The organism is Chitinolyticbacter meiyuanensis (assembly GCF_008033135.1).
GTDB classification, from domain to species: Bacteria; Pseudomonadota; Gammaproteobacteria; order Burkholderiales; family Chitinibacteraceae; genus Chitinolyticbacter; species Chitinolyticbacter meiyuanensis.
Genome location: NZ_CP041335.1, coordinates 2,918,684 through 2,944,123 on the forward strand (window position 1 = coordinate 2,918,684; position 25,440 = coordinate 2,944,123).

The following is a 25,440-nucleotide window of genomic DNA, read 5'->3' on the forward strand; positions in this document are numbered from 1 at the left end:
ACCATGTTGCAACACTTGCGCATTGCCCTTGCCGCCGCCGCGGCCACCGTGGCGGGGCTGGCGCTCGCCGCCCAGCCCACGGTGATCCGCATCGGCGTGGCCTCGCCCACTGTCGGCACCGAGTTCACCTCCGGCAGCGCCGGCATCGCCTACACCCGCAACTGGATCAACGACGAATTCAAGCAGGATGGCATCAAGGTCGAGTGGCACTTCTTCAAGGGTGCCGGCCCGGCGGTGAACGAGGCGCTGACCAACAAGCAGCTCGATTTCGCGCTGCAGGGCGATTTCCCCTCGGTGGTGGCCCGCTCGGTCGGGCTCAAGACCCGCATCATCGCCATGGCCGGCGTGCGCACCAACATCTACCTCGCCGCGCCGACGGGCTCGCCGGTGCAGAAGGTGGCCGATCTCAAGGGCCGCAAGGTGGGGCTCTTCGTCGGCACCAACCTGCAGCTGCCGGCCGACCGGGTACTGGCCGACCATGATCTGACCGAGCGCGATCTCAAGATCGTGAACCTCGACCTGCCCGGTATCGACGCCGCGCTGATCGGCAACAACCTCGACGCTGGCTTCTCGGATCAGCGCGTGCTGAAGCTGCGCGACCAGGGCAAGGTGCGCATCGTCTACACCACGCGCGGCCACGCCCCGCGCTATACCCGGCAGAACGCGCTGCTCGTCACCGACGAATTCGCCAGCCGTTATCCGGACGCGACCACCCGCGTGGTCCGCGGCCTGGTAAAGGCTTCGCGCTGGGTGGCGGATGACAAAAACGCCAATGAAGCCTACGCGCTGTGGGCACGGATGGGCGTGCCCGAATCGGTGATCCGCGAGGATTACTCGGGCGAATCGCTGCAGAGCCAGTTCAGCCCGCTGCTCGACGATTTCGCGGTGGCGCGTTACCGCGAGGTGGCCGAGGGCCTGTTGAAGCTCAAGCTGATCCGCAAGCCGGTGGATGTCCAGACCTGGTTCGACCGCCGCTTCCTCGATGCAGCGCTCAAACAGACCCAGCTCGCCGGCTACTGGCAACCCATCGATGCCGACGGCAAGCGCCTTGCCGGCACGGCCACCCCGAAACGTACACGCTCGTAAACCGCGCCGGAGACCCCCATGTCCACCACCGCATCCACCCTGCTTCTGGGCGACGGCGTAGCCAGTCCGGCCCATACGGCCAAACCGGCCAAGCCGCCGTTCAACTGGCACGCACTGCGACAGAAGGCCAGCCGCTGGCTGCTGGCCTGGCCGGTACCGCTCGCCGTGCTGCTGGCCTGGCAGCTCGCCGCGCAGTACGAGCTGATCCCGTCACAGATCCTGCCCTCGCCGCTGACCGTGGCCGCCACCTTCGCCGACCTCTTCAATACCGGCGAATTGCAGACCCACACGCTGATCAGCCTGCAGCGCGTGCTGTGGGGCTTTCTCACCGGCGCCGGCCTTGGCATCGCGCTCGGCGTGGCCATGGGGCTGTCGCCGCTGGCCAAGGATTACCTCTACCCCACGTTCAAGACCTTCGCCCAGGTGCCGTCGCTCGGCTGGCTGCCGCTCTTGATGATGCTGGTCGGCATCGACGAGGCGCTGAAGATCATCCTGATCGCCAAATCAGCCTTCGTACCGATCACGCTCAACACCTACAAGGGCCTGCAGGGCGTGCCGAACAGCTACATCGAGGTGGCCAAGGTCTACGGCTTCAACCGCTGGCAACTGCTGCGCCGCGTGGTGCTGCCGGCCGCCTTCCCGCCGATCTGGAACGGCGTGCGCTACGGCCTCACCCATTCGTGGCTGGCCCTCGTGGGCGTGGAACTGCTGGCCTCGAGCGAGGGCGTGGGCTTTCTCATCGTCTATGGCCGTCAGCTCTACCAGCTCGACGTGGTGCTGGCCGCCGTGATCGTGGTCGGCGGGGTCGGCTTCGCGCTCGACAAGATCCTCGCCCTGATCGAACACCGCCTGCTGCGCTGGCGCCGCGAAGCATTCTGAGCGTCGGCACAATGTATCCAAGGAGTTTGCAATGACCCAATTCGTCAACCCGCTGACCCTGATACCCAAGCCGCTGCGCGGCTGGGTGATTCCGGTGTTGCTGTTCACCTGGTGGTGGGCCGCCTACCGCTTCAGCTGGACCGATTCCGAGCTGTTCGTGCCGATCTCCAAGGTGATCGACACCGGCTGGCGCATGAGCGCGAGCGGCGAGCTGTGGCAATCACTGGGCGCAAGCCTCTACCGCATGATCACGGGCTTTGTGCTCGGCAGCGCGGCGGGGCTGATCGTGGGCACGCTGCTCGGCGTATCGCGGCTGTTTGAGAGCCTGGTCGGGCCGAGCTTCCACACCATCAAGCAGGTGTCGCTGCTAGCGTGGATCCCGCTGATTTCGGTGTGGTTCGGCCTGGGGGACCCCGCCAAGATCGCCTTTCTGTCGCTCGCCGCCTTCTTCCCGGTGGTGCTCAATACCTTCGAGGGCATCCGCAGCGTATCGCGCGATCACATCGAGGTGGCGCGGATCTTCGCCTACAGCCCGCTACAGGTGTTCCTGAAGGTGGTGCTGCCTTCGGCCACGCCGTCGATCTTCACCGGCATCTACCTCGCGCTGATCTACGCCTGGCTCGCCACGCTGGGCGCCGAATACCTGCTCACCTCGGGCCTGGGCATCGGCAACCTGCTGGTCGATGGCCGCGAGCACTTCTGGATGGACCAGGTGCTGCTCGGCGTGATCGTCGTCGGCCTCGTCGGCTTCGTCCTCAACTGGTCGGCCAGCAAGGTGGAGGCCCGGCTGTTGCGCTGGCGCGGCCGCTCGGTGGCGCAGTTCTGATGCCGGCCCGCTTCAACCATCCCCTGCCCCGCGCTGCGGGGCGCTGTATCCGGCGCCGCTGACGCGGCACTGCAAGATTCGACTACAAGACAACAGGAGCAACACCATGGCCCACGCAGGCACGCTGGAAATCAAATCGCTGTCCAAGCAGTACGACGTCAAGGGCGAGCCCCTGTCGGTGCTGGAGGACATCTCCCTCACCATCAAGCCGGGCGAATTCGTCTCCATCGTCGGCTCGTCCGGTTGCGGCAAATCCACGCTCTTACGCCTGGTGATCGGCCTGGAGGACGAGTACCAGGGCGAGATCCTGCTCGACGGCAAGCGCATCGTCGGCACCAGCCTTGATCGCGGCATCGTGTTCCAGGAGCACCGGCTGTTCCCGTGGCTGACGGTCGAGCAGAACGTGGGCCTCGGCCTCCTGAACAACAAGGAGTTCAGCGAGAGCCAGAAGCAGAAGACCATCCAGGAGCATATCGAGCTGGTCGGCCTCAAGGGCTTCGAGAAGGCCTACCCCTACCAGCTCTCCGGCGGCATGAGCCAGCGCGTCGCCATCGCCCGCGCGCTGGTGAACCGCCCCGAGGTGCTGCTGCTCGACGAGCCGTTCGGCGCGCTCGATGCGCTGACCCGCTCGCACCTGCAGCAGGAGCTGGAGCGCATCTGGGCCGCCGAGGGCATCACCGCCATCCTGGTGACGCACGACGTGGAAGAAGCGGTGTACCTCGGCGATCGCGTAGTGGTGATGCAACCGCGCCCGGGCCGCATCAAGCGCGTGGTCGACGTGCCGCTGCCCCGCTCGCGCGATCGCGGCAGCTACGCCTTCACCGCGATCAAGGATGACGTGCTCTCGGAGTTCGGCGGCCACGACAACCCGCGCCAGGACGTGGCGCTGGTGGTCGACGACGCACCGCGCAACTGGCAGTTCGCCTGGTAGGCGTGGCCGCGGCCCCAATCCGCTGGCTGCACCCGTACGGCACACGTCTTGCATCGCGACCGCAGGAGGTTCGACGAATCGCCTTTCGGGATGCGGCGTGCGCCGTGCCAGCGCCGTCCCTTTTCCTCTACCGGTGCCGCCCTGCGGCGGCACCCGCCTGGAGCCATGATGCCCGGTACTGTTGACGCGGATTGCGCATGAGCGCGCCCGCCCCCAATGCACTGGCGGTGTTGCGCCACCGCGACTTTGCCTGCTACCTCGCCGCGCGGCTGATCGTCACGCTCGCCATGCAGATGGTGAACGTGGCCATCGGCTGGCAGGTGTACGACCTCACCGGCAACATGCTGGACCTGGGCCTCGTCGGCCTCGCCCAGTTCGCGCCCTTCCTGGTGCTGATCCTGCCCGCGGGCCAGATCGCCGACCGCTACGATCGCACCCGCGTGCTGCAGGTGAGCTTCGTACTGCAAGCAGCCACCGCGCTCGCGCTGTGGCTTTTCAGCGCACACGGCCTGACGGTGGTATGGCCGGTATTCGCGGTGCTGGTGCTGGCCGGTTGCGCCCGTGCGCTGGCCATGCCGGCTGGCCAGGCCATCGTGATGAACCTGGTACCGGCAGCGGACTTCAGCCGCGCCACCGCGATCAGCTCATCGAGCTTTCATGCGGCGGTGATCGCCGGCCCGGTGCTGGGCGGTCTGCTCTACTTGGCCGGCGCCGCGGTGGTCTACGCCACCGCCACCGCCTTGCTGATCGCCTCGGTGCTGCTGATGCTGCGGGTGCGCGCCAGCCAGAACACGCAGCGCACGCCGCTGTCGCTGTCCGGCGTGCTGGAAGGCTTTCGCTTCGTGCGCTCGCGGCCGGTGGTGCTCGGCGCGATCTCGCTCGATCTGTTTGCCGTGCTGTTCGGCGGCGTGACCGCGCTGCTGCCGGTGTTCGCGCGCGACGTGCTGGCGGTAGGCCCCACCGGGCTCGGGCTGCTGCGTACCGCGCCGGCGGTCGGTGCCGCCGTCACCTCGCTGCTGCTGGCGGCCTGGCCGATCACCCGTCATGCCGGGCGCTGGATGTTCGGCGGCGTGGCGCTCTACGGCATCGCCACCATCACCTTCGGCCTGTCGACGAGCCTGGCGTTGTCGGTGTGCGCGCTGGCGCTGACCGGTGCCGGCGACATGGTCAGCGTGTTCGTGCGCCACCTCCTGGTGCAGCTGGAAACACCCGATGCAATCCGCGGCCGCGTCAGCGCGGTCAACGCGGTATTCATCGGCGCCTCCAACGAGCTGGGTGAATTCGAATCGGGCTTGGCGGCCGCCTGGCTGGGTGCCGTGCGCGCCACCGTCATCGGCGGCGCGGCCACACTGCTGGTTACCGGGCTGTGGACCCGCCTGTTCCCGCCGCTGGCGCGCATGGACCGCTTCCCCGAACCGGTGCGCACGCTCGATCCCGCCCCGGCCACCCCATCCGACCTTGCCGCGGAGCCTGCCCGATGAAGCCGCTGATCGCCCTTCTCACTGCACTGCTCACCGCCTGCAGCGCCGCCCCGCCTGTTGCCCCGGCCGGTGATTACCGCGGTGACGGCTTTGTCGTTGCAGCGCCTTCGAGTTCCGGCTGGCGCGTCGGCAGCGCCACCGCTGATGCAGTGGTATTCCACAAGCGCTTTGCCGGCAGCAGCGGCAACGATGCGGTGCTGGTGTCGGCCGGGGTGCTGGCCGACCTGTCCGCACCGGCCCCGGCGGCAAGCGCCCTTGCGGACAGCACGCGCCGGCTGCTGCAGACGCGGCTATCGGACCTGCGCTTCGAGCTGATCGACCTCAAGGTCAGCGAAGGCACGCTGGCCGACGCCCCTTGCGCACGCTACGACGCGGTGCAGGTCGAGCGCTACGACCCCGACAGCACCGAGCCGCGCCGCGAGTACGCGCACACCGGCTGGTTCTGCCTGCTGCCGGGTGGTCAGCACTGGCGCCAGGCCTACGCCACATCGGTCTATCCCCGCATCCAGGGCCCGCCGGTCTCGTCGGCACCGCGCGACGAGATCGCCGCCTTCTTTGCCGGCATCCGCTGGAATCCACCCTCCCGATAATCAGGCGCCCACGCCGCAGGAACACCATGTCGTCACCCTCCCCCCACGCCACGCCGGCGGTGCAGCAGCGCGCCCCCGGCACACCGGCGCTGCCGCATACGCCATTTCGCTTCATCTGGTTTTTCGTCAAGCAGTTCCGCTGGTGGTACGCCTCCATGCTCACCGCCGAAACACTGAACGCCAGTTGCGGCATCCTCATTCCCTATGCGCTGTCGCGCATCATCAAGGCGGTGACCACCGCGCAGGAGCAATCGCTGGCGCTGATCGATGCGCTGCATGTGCCGCTCGCCATCTTCTTCGCCTTCTCGATCGGCGAAGTGCTGTTCGGCCGGCTGGCCGGCGGCATCCAGATCCGGCTGGGGCCGCGCCAGCGCCAGAACGTGACCCGCCACGTCTACCACTACCTGCAGCATCACTCACACCGCTACCTGACCAACAACTTTGCCGGTGCGCTGGCGCATCGCATCAGCGAAACTTCGATGGGCGTGACGCAGACGCTGTGGTCACTGATCACCGAGTTCTGGCCGATCTTCATCGTGTTCAGCGTCTCCATCGTGTTGCTGTACGGCGCGCACCCGTCGCTCGCTGCCTTCGTGCTGATCTGGGCGGTGCTGTTCATCGGCATCTCCTACGCGCTGGCCCGCCGTGCGCAGCCGTATGCCTTCCGCGCCTCGAACGCGCGTAGCGACACCACCGGCCAGATCGTCGATTCGGTGACCAACCTCGCCAGCGCCCGGCTGTTCGCCAGGCTCGGTTACGAGCGCACGCTGCTCGACGAAACGCTGAAACGCGAGCTGAAGGCGGTACGCACCTCCAACGGCTATTCGGAGCGAGTGCGCTGGTTCCAGTTCTCCGCCGCCGCCGTGCTCAAGATCGGCACGCTCTACTACGCGTTGCAGCTGTGGGGGCGCGGTGAGATCGGCGTGGCCGAATTCGTGATGGCGGTGAGCCTGGCACTCCTGATCATCAACGAAGCGCGCAACCTGTCGCGCCGTTTCCTGGAATTCTTCGAATTCATCGGCAACGTGGCGAACGGCGTGCACACCATCGTGCGCGACCACGAACTGGTGGACCAGCCGGGCGCCAGCGCCCCCCCCATCCGCCAGGGCGGCATCGCGTTCGAGCAGGTGCATTTCGGCTACGGCCGGGAAAAGCCGGTATTCCAGGGCCTCGATCTCACCATCCCGGCCGGGCAGCGCGTTGGCCTGGTCGGCTTCTCCGGTTCAGGCAAATCCACTTTTGTCAGCACGTTACTGCGGCTCTATGACCTCAACAGCGGCCGCATCCTGATCGATGGCATCGATATCCGCACGCTGACGCAGGACGCGCTGCATGCGCAGATCGGGCTGATCCCGCAGGACCCGACGCTGTTCCACCGCTCGCTGCGCGAAAACATCCGCTATGGCCGGCTGGAGGCGAGCGATGCCGACGTGGAGGATGCGGCAAGGAAGGCGCATGCCCACGATTTCATCGGCCAGCTCGGCGAAGGTTACGACGCCATGGTGGGCGAGCGCGGCGTGAAGCTCTCCGGCGGCCAGCGCCAGCGTATCGCCATCGCTCGCGTCATCCTCAAGGATGCCCCCATCCTGATCCTCGACGAGGCCACGTCCAGCCTCGATTCGATCACCGAGCGTGCGATCCAGGAAACGCTGGACGAGGTGATGAAGGGTAAGACCGTGCTGGTGGTCGCCCACCGGTTGTCCACCATTGCCCACCTCGACCGCATCCTGGTGTTCGACAACGGCCGCATCATCGAGGACGGCAGCCACGCCGAGCTGCTGGCCAGGCGCGGCGCCTACTGGCGACTGTGGAGCAAGCAGTCGGACGGCTTCCTGCCCGAGAGCCTTGATGGCGAACCCAAGGCCCGGCTTGAGGCGGTGCCCGCCGGTTCGGCCACGCCGGTTGCGAACACCCCGGAGCCGGAGGCCGACGAGGAAACCGAGCGCAAGCCCAGGATCGATCCCGATGTGTCGTTCGCCTGAACCAGCCCATCCATTCCAAACCCATGAGCGGCGTGCCACCGGCGACCCCGATCGCTGGCCGCGCCCACGCAGTACCCAACCAAGGAGTACACCATGAGCATCGAGCAACACGTTTACGCCACCGCCCGTGCCGGCCTGCCCTATCTGTTCGCGCCCGCTCAGGGCCACAGCGGCGCCGCGCCGCTGGTGGTGTTCCTGCACGGCGCCCGCGACCGCGGCAACGATCTGACCAAGCTGCTGGCTTGGGGCTTTCCCAAGTACGTGAACGAACACGCACCGCGCCCCTACTACTGGCTGGCACTGCAGATTCCCGAGGACAGCACCTGGCCGGAATGGCAGGACGAGCTGTTCGCGCTGATCGACAAGACCCGCGCCGTGCATGACGACATCGACCGGGTGCTGCTATCGGGCTTCAGCCTGGGCTCAGCCGGCGTGTGGCAGATCGCCAGCAGCCACCCCGAGCGCTTCGCTGGACTGGTGGTGGTATCCGGCCGGGTGCCGGATGCCGTCGGTCGCGAGGGCCTGGCCCGACTGCAGCACACGCCCGTGTGGGTATTCCACGGCGATGCCGACGACAAGGCGCCGGTCGCTGGTGCCGCCGAGGCAGTGAGCACGCTGCAATCGCTCGGCGCCCCGGCACGGCTGACGCTGATTCCCGGTGGCGACCATTTCATTGCCGACGAGGTCTACGGTAGCGATGAGTTGCAGCACTGGCTGGCGGTGACCCGCGCACCGAGCACGGCCACTGCTTGATCCACACCGTGCCACGGGCCAGCCCGTGGCACGCCACAGGTTCGCGTGTGCCGCACGCATCGGCTACGCCGCCCGTTCGTACCAACCCTTGCTGGCATTGACGACCTTTACCACCAGCAACATCACCGGCACTTCGATCAGCACCCCCACCACCGTGGCCAAGGCGGCCCCGGACTCGAAACCGAACAGCGCGATGGCGGCGGCAACGGCAAGCTCGAAGAAGTTCGACGCGCCAATCAATGCGGAGGGGCAGGCAACGCTGTGCTTTTCGCCCACCCGCCGGTTCAGCCAATACGCCAAGGCTGAGTTGAAGAACACCTGGATCAGGATCGGTACCGCCAACAGCAGGATCACCAGTGGCTGCTTGAGGATGGCTTCACCCTGAAAGGCGAACAGCAACACCAAAGTGAGCAGCAGCGCGGCGATGGACCAGGGCCCAATCGCAGAAAGCGCCGTGTCGAATGCGGCTTGCCCACGCGCCAGCAACATTTTGCGGAGCAGCTGCGCCAGAATTACCGGGACCACGATGTACAGCACCACTGAGGTCAGCAGCGTATCCCACGGCACCATGATGCTGGAAACACCCAGCAGGAACGCCACCAACGGTGCGAATGCAAACACCATGATCAGGTCGTTGAGCGCCACCTGCGACAACGTAAAGTACGGATCACCACCAGTGAGCCGGCTCCAGACAAAAACCATCGCCGTGCAGGGGGCTGCGGCCAGCAGGATCAGGCCGGCGATATAGCTGTCAATTTGCGCCGCAGGCAGCCATGGCGCGAACAGCTCACGGATGAACAGCCAGGCCAGGAAAGCCATCGAGAATGGCTTGACCAACCAGTTCACCGCCAAAGTCACCACGATGCCACGCGAATGTGCCTTTACCTGATGCAGCGCGCCGAAGTCGATGCGCAGCAGCATGGGGATGATCATCACCCAGATCAGCAGGCCGACCGGCAGGTTGACCTTGGCCACCTCCATGGCACCCAATGCGTGAAACGCCTGGGGAAACAGCTGCCCCAGCAGTACTCCGACCACGATACAGATCGCCACCCAGGCGCTGAGGTAGCGCTCGAACACACTCATCCCTGCCGACGCGGCAGCAGGCTTACATCCGGTGGACATGTCCACGACTCCATTTCCACGTTGGCGCGGCTGTGCATCGGGCTTCAGGAGGATTGCGATCATTCCACCGCCGTCTCGCCGATCTCGCGGACCAGCTGCTTGAGGGCCTCGCCGTGCAGCCGCTCCGCAGGCGCCTGCACCAGCAGTTCGGTGCGCTTGCGGATCTGCTGGAAGATTTTCTCGAATGACGCACGCAATGCGTCATCCGTATCGCCGTGCGGATCCTCGTACCCCCAGTGCGCGGTAGTCGGGTGACCCGGCCACATCGGGCACACCTCGTTCTTCGCATTGCCGCACACGGTCACCACGATGTCTATGTGCGGGGCATCTGCCCCTTCGAACACGTCCCACGACTTGGAATACAGCGAGCCGGTGTCGTAGCCGATGCCATCCAGCAGCGCGATCGCATGGGGGTTGACGCGGCCACTGGGGTGGCTGCCGGCGCTATAGGCCTTGAAGCGGCCTTCGCCCAGCACGTTGAGCCAGCCTTCGCTCATCACACTGCGGGCGGAATTGGCGGTACACAGGAACAATACGTTGAGAACAGGCGTGCTCATGGGGTCTCTCGGGGTTAGCAGCAGCCGCTACCGAGGGCGCAGCTGTTTTTCGGGGTGATGTTGAGGGTTTGCAGCGCAGACTTTGGCGGCGCACAGCAGGCGCTTTCGCTTTCTTTAACGGCGCGATTGAAGGTGGGGATGGCGCCCAGGGTGCGATAGCTTTCCCAGGCAATCCCCGACGGATCGGTCACCCAGTGCTTGTCCGATTCGGCATAGCAACAGGCCGTGCCCGGCTCGCTGAGTACGCTGAGGTCGGCGGCTTCCAGCTGTGCCTGCAGCGCGGCGAGCTCGTCGTCGCTATCCACCTGGAAACCCAGGTGATCGACCCCGGCGGGGGTACCGCGTTGCGAGATGGCGAAGTTGATGCGTGGATCATCGAGCATCCACTTGGCGTAGTCCGGCTTCTGCACCGTGGGCTGCGCGTTGAACATCGCGGAATAGAACCGGATGCTGTCGTCGAGCTGGTCAACAGAGACGTGAACGTGGAATCGCTTCATGGCCAAGCTCCTGCGTCAGTTGCATTTGCCAGCACAGCTGGCGAGTTCCTCCCCCACGCCGCAGGCGGAACCTGCGCAGCAGTTTTCGGTGAGGAAACCCAGCAGCTCGTTCATCGCGGCATAGTTGGCCGAATAGAAGATGAAGCGGCTTTCCTGCCGGGCCGACACCAGCTGGGCGTGGGCCAGTTCCTTCAGATGGAAGGACAGCGTGGCGGGCGCAACGCCGAGCGCTTCGCCGATGCGGCCAACAGCCATACCCTCCGGCCCGGCCGTGATCAGCAGGCGAAAGATCGAGAGGCGAGTGTCCTGCGCCAACGCGGCGAGACGGGTGACAGCGGCTTTATTTTCCATATTTCCATTTTTATGGAAATAAAGAATCCGAGTCAAGCCTATGTCCTCAAGCAGCCTTTCTGGCAACGCACTGGCACAGTCATCGATCCGTTTCAGACCAGCTTGCAGAAACCATCGTGAGGCATGGCCCGGCTACAGCACACGCCGCTCACGGTGTTCCAGACGAAACCGACCCAAAGGCACCGGCGGCCGCCGCTGCCGACACAGTCAAGCAACCACGCCGCCAGTATCCACGACGGCCTGCGGCTTTTTGCGCAGTGCCGTCAGCAGCTTGCAGCCTGCGCAACAGTGGCATTCGGGCACAGTGAAACCACAGGCTTTTGCGCACGCCAAAAATCGCAACAATGCAATTCAAATTCAATAACTTGCGTCTGTACAGCTACAAGCAAAACGAACTGGTACACCCCTTGCTAAACCGGCCCTGCCCGCAGCCTTTGCGGCTGCCCAAGACCCACCAGGAGCCTTTCATGAGCAAGCAACGCCAGATCAAGCTCGGCGCCTTTTTGTCGCCGACTGGCCACCACGCCGCCGCCTGGCGCCACCCGGATACCCATCCGGCCGGCGCCACCGAGTTCGAACACTTCAAGAAGCTGGCGCAGATCGCCGAGGCCGCCAAGTTCGACGCCATTTTCACCGCCGACAGCGACGGCCTGTGGCGCGGCACCGGTGATCGCAACCTGCGTGCCAAGAGCGGCCACAGCGCCGGCAGCAGCTTCGAGCCGATCACGTTGTATTCGGCGCTGTCCGCCGTCACCAAGAACATCGGCTTCGTCGCCACCGCCTCCACCACCTACAACGAGCCATGGCACATCGCGCGCAAGTTCGCCTCGCTCGATCTGCTCTCGGGCGGGCGCGCCGCATGGAACGTGGTCACCTCCGGCAATGCCAACGCTGCCTACAACTTTGGCCTCGGCGGCCATCCGGAGCACGCCGATCGCTATCGCCGTGCCGAGGAATTCGTCGAGGTGGTGAAGGGTCTGTGGGACAGCTGGGAAGATGACGCCCACATCTACGATAAAGCCAGCGGCGTCTACACCGATCCGGACAAGCTGCACGAGCTCAACCACGTGGGCGAGTACTTCAAGGTGAAGGGACCGCTGTCGGTGCCGCGCTCGCCGCAAGGGCACCCGGTGATCGTGCAGGCCGGCGCCTCCGAGCCCGGTCGCGAGCTGGCCGCCAAGACTGCCGAAGCCATCTTCGCCGCCTGGCAGACACTGGAGGATGCGCAAGCGTTCTACCGCGACGTGAAGAGCCGCGCCGCCAACAAGTACGGCCGCAATCCGGACCACATCAAGATCCTGCCGGGCGTGTACCCGGTGATCGGTCGCACCGAGCAGGAAGCGCTCGACAAGAAGGAACAGCTGCGCCAGCTGATCGATCCGGAAATCGGGCTGTCGCTGCTGGCGAGCCTCGGCGGCTCGGACGCGCTGCGCGACTACGACCTGGATGGCCCCGTGCCGCAGGATCTGCCGGAAACCAACAACAACAAGAGCCGCCAACGCCTGCTGCTGGATCTGGCCGCGCGCGAGAAGCTCACCATCCGCCAGCTCTACGAATGGGTGGCCGGCGCCCGCGGCCACCGCGTGATCCACGGCACGCCGGAAAGCATTGCCGACCAGCTGGAGGAATGGTTCGTCAGCGAGGCAGCCGACGGCTTCAACCTGCTGGCCCCCACCTACCCCGGCGGCCTCGTCGACTTCATCGACCTGGTGGTGCCCATCCTGCGGCATCGCGGCCTGTTCCGCACCGAGTACGAAGCCTCGACACTGCGCGGCAACCTCGGCCTGGCGATCCCGGAAAACCGCTACTCGCTCGAACGCAATGAGCTGAAGTCCGCTTGATCGGCCATGCCCCGCCCGCACTGCGGGCGGGGTTGCACACCATGACCACACCGCTTCCCGCCGCCGCCCTCGCCCAGCTGTTCTACGACGCGCGCACCGTACAGCGTTTTGCCGATACGCCGGTCAGCCGCGAAACACTCACCCAGCTCTACGACCTGGTGCGCCATGGCCCGACCGGCTTCAATGCGCAGCCGGCGCGCTTTGTGTTCGTGCAGCGCATTGAGGCCAAGGCGCTGCTGGCGCCGGCGCTATCCGCACGCAATCGCGAACGCGTACTGGCCGCACCGGCCACCGTGCTGATCGCCTGGGACAGCTGTTTTCACGAGGCCCTGCCCCGATTGTTTCCTGGCTTTGATGCACGCGGTTTCTTCGACAGCCATCCTGCGCTGATCGAACTGTCGGCCACCAGCAACACGGCGCTGCAGACCGGCTACCTGATCCTGGCCGCACGGGCGCTGGGGCTGGCGGTGGCGCCAATGTCCGGGCTCGATACCGCAGCGGTCGATGCCGCCTTCTTCCCGGACGGCCGCTGGCGCACATTGTGGATCGCCAGCCTGGGCTACGGCCTTGCCGACGACCTGCCACCCCGCCTGCCGCGACTGGCGCTGGATGAAGCGGTCACCTTCCGCTGAATCCATTGCTGCGTGGAACACAACATGGGCATGCGCACCTTGCTGCAAACCGCGCAGCCGACGGCGCCCGAACCCAGCAGCAGCGCGGCCTGCTGCCTGGAACGGCGTTTGCTGAACGGCGGCATCCTCACGCACAAGGCCTTGCAATGAGCATCCCCACCACCCGTTTTGGCCGTACCGGCCTCGTCGTTTCCCGCCTTGCCCTCGGCACCATGACCTTCGGCCTGCAGACCGACGAAGCCGTCGCACAGCGCATTCTGGATAAAGCGGTGGACGCCGGCATCAACCTGATCGACACCGCCGATGTCTATCCACTGGGCGGGGATCTTTCCACCACCGGCCGCACCGAGGAAATCCTCGGCCGCTGGCTCAAGGGCCGGCGCAACCGCGTGGTGCTGGCGACCAAGGCCGTCGGCAAGGTGGGCCCGCACAGCTGGAATCAGGGCGCCTCGCGCAAGCATCTGGTCGAGGCCGTTGAGGCATCGCTCACGCGCCTCTCCACCGACCATATCGACCTCTACCAGCTGCACTCGGACGACGCCAACACCCCGCTCGATGAAACGCTGGCTGCGCTCGACGACCTGGTGCGCAGCGGCAAGGTGCGCTACATCGGCGTGTCCAACTTCCTCGCCTATCGGCTGGCCCGCGCGCTAGGCAAGCAGGAAGCAAACCGGCTTACCCGTTTCATCTCGGTGCAACCGCGCTACAGCCTGCTGTTCCGCGAGATCGAGCGTGAACTGCTGCCGCTGGCGCAGGAAGAAGGCCTCGCCGTGATCCCCTACAACCCGCTGGCCGGCGGCCTGCTCACCGGCAAGCACGCCCTTGGCGCGCCAACCGAGGGCACGCGCTTCACGCTGGGCAAGGCGGCCGAGCGCTATCAGGACCGCTACTGGCACGAGCGCGAGTTCGCCACCGTGGCCGCGCTGAAAGCGGCGGCCGACGAGGCCGGCGTGCCGCTGACCACCGCCGCGCTCGCCTGGGTGCTGGCCAATCCTACCATCACCGCGCCGCTGCTTGGCGCCAGCAGCCCGGAACAGCTCGATGCCACGCTGGCGGCGGCCGAATTCAAGCTCGATCCGGCGTTGAAGGCGCGCTTTGACGAGATCACCGCCGACTACCGGCGTGGCGACGCCACGCGCTGAACGCGGCAAGCCCGACTGGCGCATCACTCCCAGCGCCTGCAAGCTCCCGTGCAGCTCGGCTCCGACCTTGACTCGGGCAGCGGGCAGACGATAGCCCAAGGTGTGATTGGCAAAGCCCAGTCTGCGCGCGTCGATCAGCTCGCGCCCTGTTTGGCCGCTCAGGCCCCGCCGCTCTGCCGCCAACGGCTACTCGGTAGCAGCCGATGACGTGGTTCAGTCGTTCTTGTTCGTAGGTATCCATCTACACGGCGCGGACAACCGCTCAGCGGGCGAACGCCCAACAGGCTTAACCGGCTCGCCACCAGCTGCCATGGCAGCTAAAGAAAAATCAGCCCACCGCGGATTGCCGCAACCGCAGTAATGCCCCAGGGGTCTTGGCGGGCGTCACCACCGGACTGGCCTTCTAGTCCTCGTAAAAGTCAGTTGCCACGTCACGATAGTGCGCCGCTACGATGCGGACGAGACCTAGCCCAACCCTGGAAAGTAATCCGCAATCTGGCGCAGATGCGCTTGTCGTTGAAGAGTCCTCGCGCGATCAATCTGATGACCTACGCCTGCAATTCAAGATGTCAATCAAGTGCTTGCCGAAGAGCAAGGCACTGTCAAAGAAGCGCTGAAGAGTCTGATCATTCAACCAAGCCAAGTGCTGGGATTCGGCTGCTGCACTAGAAGACAACAGCCAGCAACGGGCTGAGCTCCTCACCAAATAAAAGGGTCGTGTCCGCGACCCTTGTTACTTTCAGATATATTACTGAATCTAAACATTACGGAACTAGGGTGTGGCCAACCACCTCCCCATCTATCAAAACATACAACACCTCACCTGGCTCTAATCTATCAGATATTTTCAATGCAATAGATTTTGTGCATTCACACCCATCCTTTGCCTCAGAGCCAATAACAAGAGTTGACTTCCGCTCCTTAGAAGTCGTCAGATATGCCTTATCTAAATCTCCACCACACGACGCATGGGAGGCAAATCCCACAATATACTCGCGGGAGGCTACTTTTTTTATATCCACACCATCTTGGGCGGGCTTCTGATCGCATTCAGTCACACTCAACAGTTGAACGCCCGTCGTCAACGTAAAAGATGATTTCTGGGATTCAACCACATTCTGCTCGGAGCATCCTCCAAGGAGGGTGCTCGCCGCCAAGACCATGCCCGATATTTTCATTGAAGCCTCACGGATTGAACTCACGCCATGTACCTGGCTTACTAATATCAGGCACATTATTCCAATTTGACTTTGGATCAGACGACATGGGTGGGTAAGGGTTGTCAAAATTAGTATTCCATGGAGTTGTCCACGTGCGTTCATCCGGAGCAGTCACAGGAGTTTTGCGCAAATTCGCCAATTGTTCGGCAATTGAATTTTCGCCTTGCCCCGTTCTGCAAGCATCTAACTTTACTGGCTGCTTCGGCTTACATTTTCCTTTAAGAAATTTGTGAAGTGCCTTGGCATTCATGCGATTAACCGAACGTGGACTCCCGTGCGAAATAACCAAGCAAACCTCAGGATCATCAGGAGTATCTTCCGCAGCCTGATAATTAGGATCGCCCGGAGGAAGGAGAATAATCTTCTCTAATCCCGATGGGTCCACGTACTTTAATGGGTTACCGCCCACATACCCATACGTATTAATCCCTCCCTGGAGCCCAATCGGATCGCTCTGGATATACCGCCCAATGCGCGGATCATAGTCCCGGAAGTAGTTGTAGTGCCGGCCGATCTCCTTGTCGAAGTACTGCCCCGGGAAGCGCAGGTTGTACGTCACCTTGATGGTGTCGGCATCCGGGTCTTCGTTCACGTTCCAGTTGCCGAACGCTTCACCGAAAGTCCATTCCCACACCAGCTTGTTGTTGGCACTCGGGTCAGTCAGCTGGCGCGGGGTGTTCAGGTGATCCGCCCACACGTAGTACAGCTTGGGGCTGGCGCCGGCGCCCTGGATAACGGCGACCGGGATGTTGTCCAGCCACACAGTTTCGGTACGGCGTTGGCCGGTGGCGTCGTATTCACCGACGGTCTGGCCGGCTTCGTCATAGGTGAACAGCGTGGTGTCGTTGACCCCATCGCTCTTCTTCACCCGCTGGCCGAGGGCGTTGTAGCTGTATTGCCACCAGATGGTGCCGACCTTGGTCTTGGTGAGGCGGCCGGCGTTGTTGTAGACGTTGGCCCCGCTGTTCACCATGTTGCCGGCGGCATCGTAGCTGTAGTTGGCGGTGGTGGCGCCACTCTGCGACAGCACCCGGTTGCTGTTGGGGTCGTGGTTGAGCTGGGTGACGGCGGTGCCCAGCCGGCGTTCGGTGCGATTGCCGTTCAGGTCGTACTGGTAGCCATAGCTGGTGCTGGTGCCGATGTTGTTCAGCGTCAGCCGGTCCATGCTGTCGTAGCCATACTCGCGTACGCCGGCCGGGGTCGTGCCGGGGTCTTGCTTGGTCAGATTGCCAACGGCGTCATAGCTGTAGGTGTAGGTCTGGGTGGCGGTGGTGATGCCGGCAATCTGACCCTGGTTGTCACCGGGGTGTTTCCGCTGTTTGCCATTGGCCCAGGTCCAGCCCAGCAGGCGGCCATTGGCGCCGTATTGCGCGTTGTTCAGCAGCACCTGGCCGTTGACCTTGACCTCGCTGATCCGGCCATTGCTCCAGCTGTAGTTGACGAGGGTGCCGGAGGGATAGGTGATCTGGCTCAGCTGGCCAGCACTGTTGTAGCCGAGCTGGCTGTTGAGGGCGATGCCGCCGATGCTGCGGTTGACCAGTGCCAGCCGGCCTTGGGCGTTGTAGCCGTAGCTGGTGCTGCCGCTGGCATCGCTGAAGCTGGCGAGCAAGCCGTTGCCATTGGCGGCGGTGTCGTAGGTGAAGCTGTGGGTTTCGTCGACGAAGGCGATCTGCTTCACCCGCCCCAGGTCATCCCGGGTGTAGGTGGCGGTCTTGTTGCGGGCGTCGGTCTTGCTCTTGAGATGACCATCGGCTTCGTGAACATACGTCGTGGTACCGCTATCCGGGCTGACCTGGCGGATCAGGTCGTCGAAGCCGTTGTAGGTGTAGCTGGTGGTGAAGCCTTCGGCATCCTGGACCGAGACCAGGTTGTCGCGGCCGTCATAGCTGAAGGTGATCACCCCGGTATCCGGGTTGGTGATGGTCTTGAGCCGGTTGAGCGCGTCGTAGCTGTAGCTGGTGATGCGGCCCAGCGCATCCTTGCGGGTCTTGCGGTTGCCGTTGGCGTCGTAGGTGAAGGTGGTCTGGTAGCCCTTGGCGTCATACACCCGTTCCAGACGGCCGAGGGCGTCGTAGTCGTAGTAGGTGCTGACGGTGGACTGGTGGGCCGGCAGGGCGGCGTAGACCGCGCTGCTGCCCAGGGCCAGGCCGGCCAGCAACAGGCGGCGGAAGGTGGAAAGCGTCATCGGGAATCCTGATGAAGAGGCGTGTGATGAATGGGGTGCTTGAACAGGCATGGGGGTAGCGTGAGTCGACAGTTGCATAAAGCCCTCACTGCGCCTTCGGCGCGGTGGTGAGGCTCTGCGCCTGGGTCGCCGCCTGCTGCGCCGCGGCCAACACGCCGGCCGGGTCATAGCGGTCTTCGCGCTTGGTATTGCCGGCGTTATCCAGGGTGTAGTCGATCCGGCTGCCATTGCTGTGATCGATGCCGATCAAGCGATGGGCCGGGTCGTAGCGGTACTGCAGCCAGCTCTGATCCGGGAAGGTCACCTTCTCCAGCAAGCCCGTCGGCTTGTAGGCGAACTGAGTCAGTTCACCGCCGGTGGTACGGGTCTTGAGCCGTTGCCGCAGGTCGTAGGTGAAGGTAGTGGTCACGCCATTGGGCGCGATCTGCGTCAGCACATTGCCGTGCGGGTCGTAGCTGGTGAAGCGGGTCACCAGGCCGACCGGATCGGTCACCGTCGCCAGATTGCCCTGGGCGTCATAGGTGTAGCTGGTCACCTTGCCGCGGGCATCGGTGGCGGTCTGCACCAGGCCGTTGGGGAAGTAGCTCCACGCTTCGATCCGGCTGACGCCGTCGGCGGTGACCTGCTTCTGGGTGAGCAGGCCCTTGCTGGGGTCGTAGGTGAAGATGGTGACCCGGCCGGGTTCGGTGACGGTGGCCGGCAAGCGGAAGGTGGGGTGCCAGGTGGTGGTGATGGTGCGGGCCTGCGGCGTGCCCACGGCCTCGGTGCGACTGGTTTCGAGGTTGCGGCTCAGGTCGTAGACGTAGCTGGTGGTCACCCCGTTGAAGTCGGTGCGGGTCTTGATGTTGCCATTAGTGTCGTAACCCAGCGCTGAGCTGGCCGGATCGCAACCGGCGCCACCGGGTTGGTCCTTGCCCGATAACAGCCAAGACCCACCATAGCGGCTGAAGCGGTATGTGCGCACCGATGATAGCGCGTCAGTTTCGGTAGTTATGCGTTCGCCGTCGCTCTCGCTGAAAGCCAGTGTGACCTTTTGTGCTCCACCCGCATGTTCAGACGAGATGGCTTGGCCTGCGCTGTTGTAGCGCCAAGTCGCGTAGCGAATACCGGCTTCGTCAGTAATCCCGCTTAATAAATAAGGGTTGGTCCCATCTTCATAGTGATACTGCCGACTGTATTGATCGGGATAAACTACTGCCTCTAAACGATTTTGGGCATCATAGGCATAGCGAATGGCAGCGCCGGCATTCGGAATGACTTGCGCCAAGCGGAACGGATAGGCGTAGACAAAAACCAAACTATGCCCTTGATCGTCACTTACTTTGTGTAGCAAATGATAGGCATCGTTTTCATACATCAGTTCGATGGCCTGCTTAGGCGTCACGACTTTAATTAACTTGCCATCAGTGTCGTAATATTCTGTATTGACATTATCACTCACGGCGAAGCCATCGTTAGATATTATCATCCGATAAGCCAAACCGAACTGCTGATCGCGCGGAGTGCCATCTTTATCGAAGGCAATGCTTTGACCATCTGCGCGTTCCAGCAGGTAGTAATCCACGCGTGGCGGAAAAAGCAGTGGCTGAGCCGCTCCATCAGGATCAGTATCTGCAAGCTGTGTATTTTCATTGCCCGGCGGCGCGTAAAAACCCAAGGTTTCGGGAGGACTTGGGCTCAACCTCATGACGGGAACCACACGAGAATGATACTGGTGGCGCCAACCTAACCCCAAGCCTAGGTCTTCACCAGCGCTACTATTGAAATAGCGCAGAAGTGCAAGCCCCCCGCCGACATAATCAAGCTCAACCTGAAATTTATTGCCCGTAGCGGTAGCAATAGGATTTCCGGAGCACTGAGATGGCGCACCATTTTGCGGCTGGGCTCGATCCTCACCGTGTATATATGACTGCCGACAAGAGTTGGTTGATCTGCTGATATAACTACCGTAGGGGCATTGGGGCGCACAACTTTGGCTCAATCGACCAAATACGTAGGAAGTTAGACAGGTTCTACGCCAGTTGGAGAGGTGAAATACATGCCCATCCTGCAAACTATACGCCCAGCACTTGCCTGACAAATTAGTTGGATTTTCGGCATAGGCATTTACTGCTGTACCGATCGCCGGTGAAAAACGCCTATTCCATCCATTGCTTGCACCACGGCATGCACCACCTGCGTCGTGCCACTGTCCTCCATCCCCCCAATCTGCTTCATATCGGACATAGTTGAGATCCCACGGCTCAGCCGCAGCGGTAGCTAGGCCCCATATCGCCATTGCAGCGCAGGCCAGAATTCGGCTAATACGCACAGTTTTTCCTTTATTTGCCACTATCATTTGCTCACCGATTTGTTTTGATCGCTAGGCGCGCTCTGCGCTTGGGTGGCTGCTTGCTGCGCGGCCGCCAACACCCCGGCCGGATCGTAGCGATCTTCCTGCTTGATGTTGCCGGCGTTATCCAGGGTGTAGTCGATCCGGCTGCCATTGCTGTGATCGATGCCGATCAAGCGATGGGCCGGGTCGTAGCGGTACTGCAGCCAGCTCTGATCCGGGAAGGCCACCTTCTCCAGCAAGCCCGTCGGCTTGTAGGCGAACTGGGTCAGTTCACCGCCGGTGGTACGGGTCTTGAGCCGTTGCCGCAGGTCGTAGGTAAAGGTGGTGGTCACGCCATTGGGGGCGATCTGGGTGAGCACATTGCCGTGCGGGTCGTAGCTGGTGAACTGGGTGACCAGACCGACGGGATCGGTCACCGTGGCCAGGTTGCCCTGGGCGTCGTAGGTATAATTGGTCACCTTGCCGCGGGCATCGGTGGCGGTCTGCAGCAGGCCGTTGGGGAAGTAGCTCCACGATTCGCTGCGGCTGACGCCGTCGGCGGTAACCTGCTTCTGGGTGAGCAGACCCTTGGTGTTGTCGTAGGTGAAGGTGGTGACCCGGCCCGGTTCGGTGATGGTGACGGGCAGGCGGAAGGTGGGGTGCCAAGTGGTGGTGACGGTGCGGACTTGCGGCGTGCCCAATGCGACTGTGACGCCAGTTGGCAGATTACGGGTCAGGTCGTAGCTGTACTGCGAGGCAATACCGTCCCAATCCTTGACGTCGACCAGATTGCCGTTGGCATCGAAGGTCTGGCTGCGGCTCTTGCTGTCGAACTGCCGGTTCACCACTGTGGGGCGATTGACGCCGAGCACACTACTCAGCGTATAGCTCGATACGGCGCCCAAGGGGTTGGTCACCACGGCAGTAGTCAGTCGCTGTGTGGCCGCATCGCGGGTATAGGCCACGGTATAGCGATCTAGCCCGCCAGCATGCTCGCTCGAAGACGCAAGGCCATCCGTGGTGTACTCCCACTTGGCGAACGTGGTATTCACTTCGTCGACCAGCTCGGACAGCAACGTAGTCAGGGTGGTGCCGCCGACCGTGCGCGACACATAGCGATACTGCCGTTTGCTGGCATCCGGATAGGTCACGGCACTCAGTGCGCCGGCGTTGTATTCGTAGCCGATGGTGCCGCCACCCGGCAGCGACAGCGTCGCTAACTGGCCAGACGGATTGTAAGCAAAGGTCAGGGTGCGATTGGTGTCATCCGCGACGGTCTGCAACCGACCATTGCCGTCGTAGGTATAGGTCAGCGCCCGCCCGCCCAGGAAGGTCCGCTTAATGAGGCGGCCGTTATTGTCGTAGGTCTCGACCACATCATTCGCAGTGGTGTATTGCCAGCCATTGGCCAGTTTTTCCAGTTTGTCCTGGATATCGGCATCGGCGATCCACTCGGTACTGCTGCCCGCCTTGGGTGCAAAGTGGATCAGCACCCCGCCAGGGCGGCGCACATAGAGTTTCTGCGCAGAGACGGAAACCAGACGGAAGTCATGATTGTGCTGCCAGCGCTCGCCCAGCGCGCCGGCATTGGCGCCGACCAACGATGACTGGCTGTCGTAGCTGCGGCTGAAATCGAGCAGGCTATTGCCCGCTGCGCTGTAATCCGATTCGCGCTGCACCTTGCGGCCGGCATTGAAGAAGATGGGGTTGCCACATTGGGCGCTGATTTCGGGAGGAGCACCTGCAGCGGCAAAGAGGTTTCCGCCAGAGCCACCAGATGCGGTATTGCAAGACTTAGATTGCGAGGGCACTTGCAAACCCGAGCCTCGAGCAAGAAATCTGACAATCGCCACATTACCATTCGTGTTACTGGAATACCTAGTTTCCCAAGTTCTAGAGTTGTCAGGAGACGAAACCTCTTTATGTGCAGTCCTAAACCACCCAGCAAGATCTACATCAAAATACTGCAGGCACACGTCAAGCCGAGAGAGTTTAAATACTTTTCCCTTCGGAAAACCTGCAGGCCTTGATGCTCCAACATCAAGACACTCAACGGTGTCGTATACATGCGGCGCTCCATCCAGTTGAATTGAGGAACAATTTCCATTGATGTTTTCGTTGAGAGGATAGGTACCAGAAGCAGAACAAAACCGACCTGATAGCTGTACGGAAACGCGCCCTTCTGCCCGACCATTAAAGAGAACCTCTCTGAAATAGGTATCAGAGCCCGCACTTGCCTCTAACCATCCGCTTGCAAAAGAATAGGCGGAACTTGTTCGCTGCGCAGCTTCACACAGGTCAAAAGCCGATTGTTGAGACACGTTATATTTACGTATTTCGACAGCATTGGTAGGAGAGCATGACGCCCGCTCGTATTTTGTCTCTGCGGCCACCATCTCAGTAGAAACAAAAAGCAAGAGTGGAAATATCCAAGCCCAATTTCCCAACCGAAAAATTCCATACTCAAACATATGTCTCACACTCTTGATTTACACATAGCAGGAAAACAATTACGCTACAAAAACTCTTAATCTCGCCCAGAGTGGCCCACGTTCAATTCGAAAGGCTCACTAGTAAGTAAGGCCCGTAGAAGAACTGGGCAGGCTCTGCGCCTGGGTGGCCGCCTGCTGCGCTGCTGCCAATACCCCGGCCGGGTCGTAACGGTCTTCGCGCTTGGTATTGCCGGCGTTGTCCAGGGTGTAGTCGATCCGGCTGCCGTTGCTGTGATCGATGCCGATCAAGCGGTGCGCCGGGTCGTAGCGATAGAACAACCAGCTCTGATCCGGGAAGGTCACCTTCTCCAAGAGGCCGGTCGGCTTGTAGTCAAACCGGGTCTGTTCACCCCCAGTGGTGCGGGTCTTGAGCCGTTGCCGCAGGTCGTAGGTAAAGGTGGTGGTGACGCCATTGGGGGCGATCTGGGTCAGCACATTGCCGTGTGGGTCATAGCTGGTGAACTGAGTCACCAGACCGACCGGATCGGTCACCGTCGCCAGGTTGCCCTGGGCGTCGTAGGTGTAGTGGGTCACCTTGCCGCGGGCATCGGTGGCGGTCTGCAGCAGGCCGTTGGGGAAGTAAGTCCACGACTCAATACGGCTGACGCCGTCGGCGGTGACCTGCTTCTGCGTGAGCAGGCCCTTGGTGTTGTCGTAGGTGAAGGTGGTGACCCGGCCCGGTTCGGTGATGGTGGCCGGCACGCGGAAGGTGGGGTGCCAGGTGGTGGTGATGGTGCGGGCCTGCTGCGTGCCCACAGCCTCGGTGCGGCTGGTTTCGAGGTTGCGGCTCAGGTCGTAGACGTAGCTGGTGGTCACGCCATTGAAGTCGGTGCGGGTCTTGATGTTGCCGTTGGCGTCGTAACCCAGCGCTGAACTCGCCGGATCGCAACCAGCGCCCCCGGGTTGATCCTTGCCGGTCAGCAACCAGCGTTTGCCGCTTTGGGTAAAGCGATAGCGGCGCACCGAGCCCAGCGGGTCGGTCTCTTCGGTGGTCCGGGTGGTGCCGCTTTGGCTGAACGCCAACGTGACCTTGTCGACCCCACCGGCGTGCTCAGAGGAGATGGCTTCGCCATTGGCGTTGTAACGCCAAGTGGCATAGCGGACGCCGGCTTCGTCGGTGATGCCAGTCAGCAGGAACGGGTTGGGGTCTTCGTAGTGATGGATACGCTTACTGCCATCCGGGTACAACACGGAGACGAGTCGACCTAGAGCGTCGTAATTGTATTGTAGGTAAGTTGAGTTGCTTCCCTGAATAACCTCCAGCCGATCATTGATCCCATAGGAGAAATTCAGCTGAGCGCCTCTGTCGCTCACTACTGAACCCAATAGGCCATCCGCACGGTACTGCAAAGTAATTAATCCAAGGCGAGGGTTGAAAATGAATTTCAACCTACCAAGTGCATCGTACTCTTCAGTGACAATGCCGTCGAAAACAGTAAAACCATCGTTTTTGACTGCCAATGTATAATTCGAATTTGTCGCACCTTGTGCTGGCTCGCCATCCAAGCCAAATGCAAAGCTCTTTCCGTCTGGGCGCTCAACAAGGTAGTAATTTGCGGTAAGCGTTGGTTTTTCTATGGCAATCAATGGCGAAGTATCTGCCGTTTGAGCTGAGGAGCTGATTGGCGCAGCAGGGAGCATCAAGGTATTTGTGGGGCGCGGAAGGAGCGTTACTTTAGCAACCACACGTGCTTGAAATTGATGGCGCCAGCCTTTCCCCATGCCCACATCTTGCCCATCATCGCTATTGTAGTAACGTACAAGCTCTAGAATACCATCCTGATAGTCACTTTCTGAGTGAAACTTGTTGCCATTGGCTGTAGCAATGGGGTTTCCTGAACGAGGGCACGTGTTGCCATTTTGAGGCTTCTCATCCAGATCGTCCTCGGCAAACACCTGCCGGCACGTATTGAGTGACGCACTTCCATATGCACCAAATGGGCAGATTGTGGTGCGCTGGCATTGTTGTGCCACCTCACTCCAAGAGCTTGCAAACCACTGCGTATATTCAGTAATGTGGGGCTTAAACTGATACCCAGCTGGGCAACGATGCGGCCATACGCCATTTGGGTCGTTCTGCTTCAAATAGCAATATACCTTGCCTTCCACCTTGAACCGCACAAAGTCATCGTCTTGATATGCAACATTATCAGGACCTCCCATGCAGAGCCCTGCATAAGGGCCTGTGGCGGGTGGGGTCCATACTACTGTCAGCCCACGATGGATTGGATCAACAAACATCGGCCGATCATCCGCCATACTGTGCTGAGCGCTCCCGAAAAATATCAGTGCACTCAATCCAATTTGATAGAGCCCAGCAAACCAGCTTGACGAGTATTTTTTCATATTCTGTTTTGAACGTGTATTTAAATAGAGTTTGCAGGTCAATTTGCTGTGGCAGTCAAGCGCAGAAAACGCCTGATAGCAGGCCGCGGCCTGGACAGGCCAGCTCAGAAGGAGACGTTATTATGCGAGCGCGGATTCTGCCCTAAACCAATTTCAGGATTGTGTAAGCAAGACGAGCGGTATGTTTTTTCCAACTAACGGCGGAGGTCG

21 protein-coding genes and 2 pseudogenes are annotated in these 25,440 nt (G+C 62.1%); 12 read left to right on the forward strand and 11 right to left on the reverse strand.

Going from position 1 to position 25,440, the window contains the following annotated elements:
- Window positions 1-3 precede the first annotated feature (3 nt).
- From FLM21_RS13875 to FLM21_RS13910, 8 genes are all read left to right on the forward strand, one after another.
- Complete coding sequence (locus FLM21_RS13875) at window positions 4-1,086, forward strand: ABC transporter substrate-binding protein (protein WP_148716137.1); 1,083 nt, start codon at window positions 4-6, stop codon at window positions 1,084-1,086.
- An 18-nt stretch (window positions 1,087-1,104) separates the two neighbouring features.
- Entirely contained in the window at window positions 1,105-1,965 is an 861-nt protein-coding gene (locus FLM21_RS13880) for an ABC transporter permease (RefSeq protein WP_148716138.1), read from the forward strand.
- A 31-nt stretch (window positions 1,966-1,996) separates the two neighbouring features.
- Window positions 1,997-2,791 carry an ABC transporter permease gene (locus FLM21_RS13885; RefSeq protein ID WP_148716139.1) on the forward strand — a complete coding sequence of 265 codons (795 nt, stop codon included), beginning with the start codon at window positions 1,997-1,999 and terminating at the stop codon, window positions 2,789-2,791.
- A 106-nt stretch (window positions 2,792-2,897) separates the two neighbouring features.
- Window positions 2,898-3,722 (forward strand): ABC transporter ATP-binding protein, encoded by an 825-nt coding sequence (locus FLM21_RS13890; protein ID WP_148716140.1) that lies wholly within the window; start codon window positions 2,898-2,900, stop codon window positions 3,720-3,722.
- Between the two features lie 197 nt (window positions 3,723-3,919).
- Complete coding sequence (locus FLM21_RS13895) at window positions 3,920-5,203, forward strand: MFS transporter (protein ID WP_148716141.1); 1,284 nt, start codon at window positions 3,920-3,922, stop codon at window positions 5,201-5,203.
- Window positions 5,200-5,793 carry a hypothetical protein gene (locus tag FLM21_RS13900; RefSeq protein WP_148716142.1) on the forward strand — a complete coding sequence of 198 codons (594 nt, stop codon included), beginning with the start codon at window positions 5,200-5,202 and terminating at the stop codon, window positions 5,791-5,793. Before FLM21_RS13895 ends, FLM21_RS13900 begins: the two co-directional genes overlap by 4 nt.
- Before the next feature lie 26 nt (window positions 5,794-5,819).
- Complete coding sequence (locus FLM21_RS13905) at window positions 5,820-7,775, forward strand: ABC transporter ATP-binding protein (protein WP_222846702.1); 1,956 nt, start codon at window positions 5,820-5,822, stop codon at window positions 7,773-7,775.
- A gap of 93 nt (window positions 7,776-7,868) precedes the next feature.
- The gene (locus FLM21_RS13910; RefSeq protein WP_148716143.1) at window positions 7,869-8,528 is read left to right on the forward strand and encodes a carboxylesterase family protein; all 660 of its coding nucleotides are present in this window, start codon (window positions 7,869-7,871) and stop codon (window positions 8,526-8,528) included.
- 63 nt (window positions 8,529-8,591) lie between these two features.
- On the opposite strand, the gene arsB is transcribed toward FLM21_RS13910, so the two are convergent.
- Genes arsB through FLM21_RS13930 form a run of 4 tightly spaced genes read right to left on the reverse strand, consistent with a single transcriptional unit; the run spans window position 8,592 to window position 11,058 of the window.
- Complete coding sequence (gene arsB, locus FLM21_RS13915; protein ID WP_148716144.1) at window positions 8,592-9,653, reverse strand: ACR3 family arsenite efflux transporter; 1,062 nt, start codon at window positions 9,651-9,653, stop codon at window positions 8,592-8,594.
- 59 nt (window positions 9,654-9,712) lie between these two features.
- Complete coding sequence (locus FLM21_RS13920; protein ID WP_148716145.1) at window positions 9,713-10,210, reverse strand: arsenate reductase ArsC; 498 nt, start codon at window positions 10,208-10,210, stop codon at window positions 9,713-9,715.
- Between the two features lie 14 nt (window positions 10,211-10,224).
- Entirely contained in the window at window positions 10,225-10,707 is a 483-nt protein-coding gene (locus tag FLM21_RS13925) for an ArsI/CadI family heavy metal resistance metalloenzyme (RefSeq protein WP_148716146.1), read from the reverse strand.
- Window positions 10,708-10,722: 15 nt separating this feature from the next.
- Window positions 10,723-11,058 (reverse strand): ArsR/SmtB family transcription factor, encoded by a 336-nt coding sequence (locus FLM21_RS13930; protein ID WP_148716147.1) that lies wholly within the window; start codon window positions 11,056-11,058, stop codon window positions 10,723-10,725.
- A gap of 467 nt (window positions 11,059-11,525) precedes the next feature.
- Here FLM21_RS13930 and FLM21_RS13935 point away from each other — a divergent pair, with 467 nt between their 5' ends.
- Genes FLM21_RS13935 through FLM21_RS13945 form a run of 4 tightly spaced genes read left to right on the forward strand, consistent with a single transcriptional unit; the run spans window position 11,526 to window position 14,673 of the window.
- Window positions 11,526-12,899, forward strand: a complete 1,374-nt coding sequence (locus FLM21_RS13935; RefSeq protein ID WP_148716148.1) for an LLM class flavin-dependent oxidoreductase — start codon at window positions 11,526-11,528, stop codon at window positions 12,897-12,899.
- Between the two features lie 41 nt (window positions 12,900-12,940).
- Window positions 12,941-13,531: a malonic semialdehyde reductase gene (locus FLM21_RS13940; RefSeq protein ID WP_148716149.1), complete on the forward strand. Its 591-nt coding sequence runs from the start codon at window positions 12,941-12,943 to the stop codon at window positions 13,529-13,531.
- 24 nt (window positions 13,532-13,555) lie between these two features.
- Window positions 13,556-13,681, forward strand: coding sequence for a hypothetical protein (locus FLM21_RS21550; protein WP_281284950.1), 126 nt, complete (start codon window positions 13,556-13,558; stop codon window positions 13,679-13,681).
- Window positions 13,678-14,673, forward strand: a complete 996-nt coding sequence (locus FLM21_RS13945) for an aldo/keto reductase (RefSeq protein WP_148716150.1) — start codon at window positions 13,678-13,680, stop codon at window positions 14,671-14,673. Before FLM21_RS21550 ends, FLM21_RS13945 begins: the two co-directional genes overlap by 4 nt.
- 764 nt (window positions 14,674-15,437) lie before the next feature.
- On the opposite strand, the gene FLM21_RS13950 is transcribed toward FLM21_RS13945, so the two are convergent.
- The 7 genes and pseudogenes from FLM21_RS13950 to FLM21_RS21720 form a co-directional block, all read right to left on the reverse strand.
- Window positions 15,438-15,875, reverse strand: coding sequence for a hypothetical protein (locus FLM21_RS13950; protein ID WP_148716151.1), 438 nt, complete (start codon window positions 15,873-15,875; stop codon window positions 15,438-15,440).
- On the reverse strand, window positions 15,859-18,078 hold the full coding sequence (locus FLM21_RS13955) for an RHS repeat-associated core domain-containing protein (RefSeq protein ID WP_187359902.1): 2,220 nt from the start codon (window positions 18,076-18,078) through the stop codon (window positions 15,859-15,861). Before FLM21_RS13955 ends, FLM21_RS13950 begins: the two co-directional genes overlap by 17 nt.
- An 85-nt stretch (window positions 18,079-18,163) precedes the next feature.
- Window positions 18,164-19,765, reverse strand: a complete 1,602-nt coding sequence (locus tag FLM21_RS13960; RefSeq protein WP_187359903.1) for an RHS repeat domain-containing protein — start codon at window positions 19,763-19,765, stop codon at window positions 18,164-18,166.
- A 21-nt stretch (window positions 19,766-19,786) separates the two neighbouring features.
- Window positions 19,787-20,416 (reverse strand): annotated as a pseudogene (locus FLM21_RS21715) (DUF6531 domain-containing protein); the annotation flags it as partial.
- Window positions 20,413-22,863, reverse strand: coding sequence for a DUF6531 domain-containing protein (locus FLM21_RS13965; protein ID WP_148716154.1), 2,451 nt, complete (start codon window positions 22,861-22,863; stop codon window positions 20,413-20,415). The gene FLM21_RS13965 and the pseudogene FLM21_RS21715, both read right to left, overlap by 4 nt.
- A 99-nt stretch (window positions 22,864-22,962) precedes the next feature.
- Entirely contained in the window at window positions 22,963-24,075 is a 1,113-nt protein-coding gene (locus tag FLM21_RS21375) for an RHS repeat domain-containing protein (protein ID WP_187359905.1), read from the reverse strand.
- A 501-nt stretch (window positions 24,076-24,576) separates the two neighbouring features.
- A pseudogene (locus FLM21_RS21720) lies at window positions 24,577-25,230 on the reverse strand (DUF6531 domain-containing protein); the annotation flags it as partial.
- Window positions 25,231-25,440 lie beyond the last annotated feature (210 nt).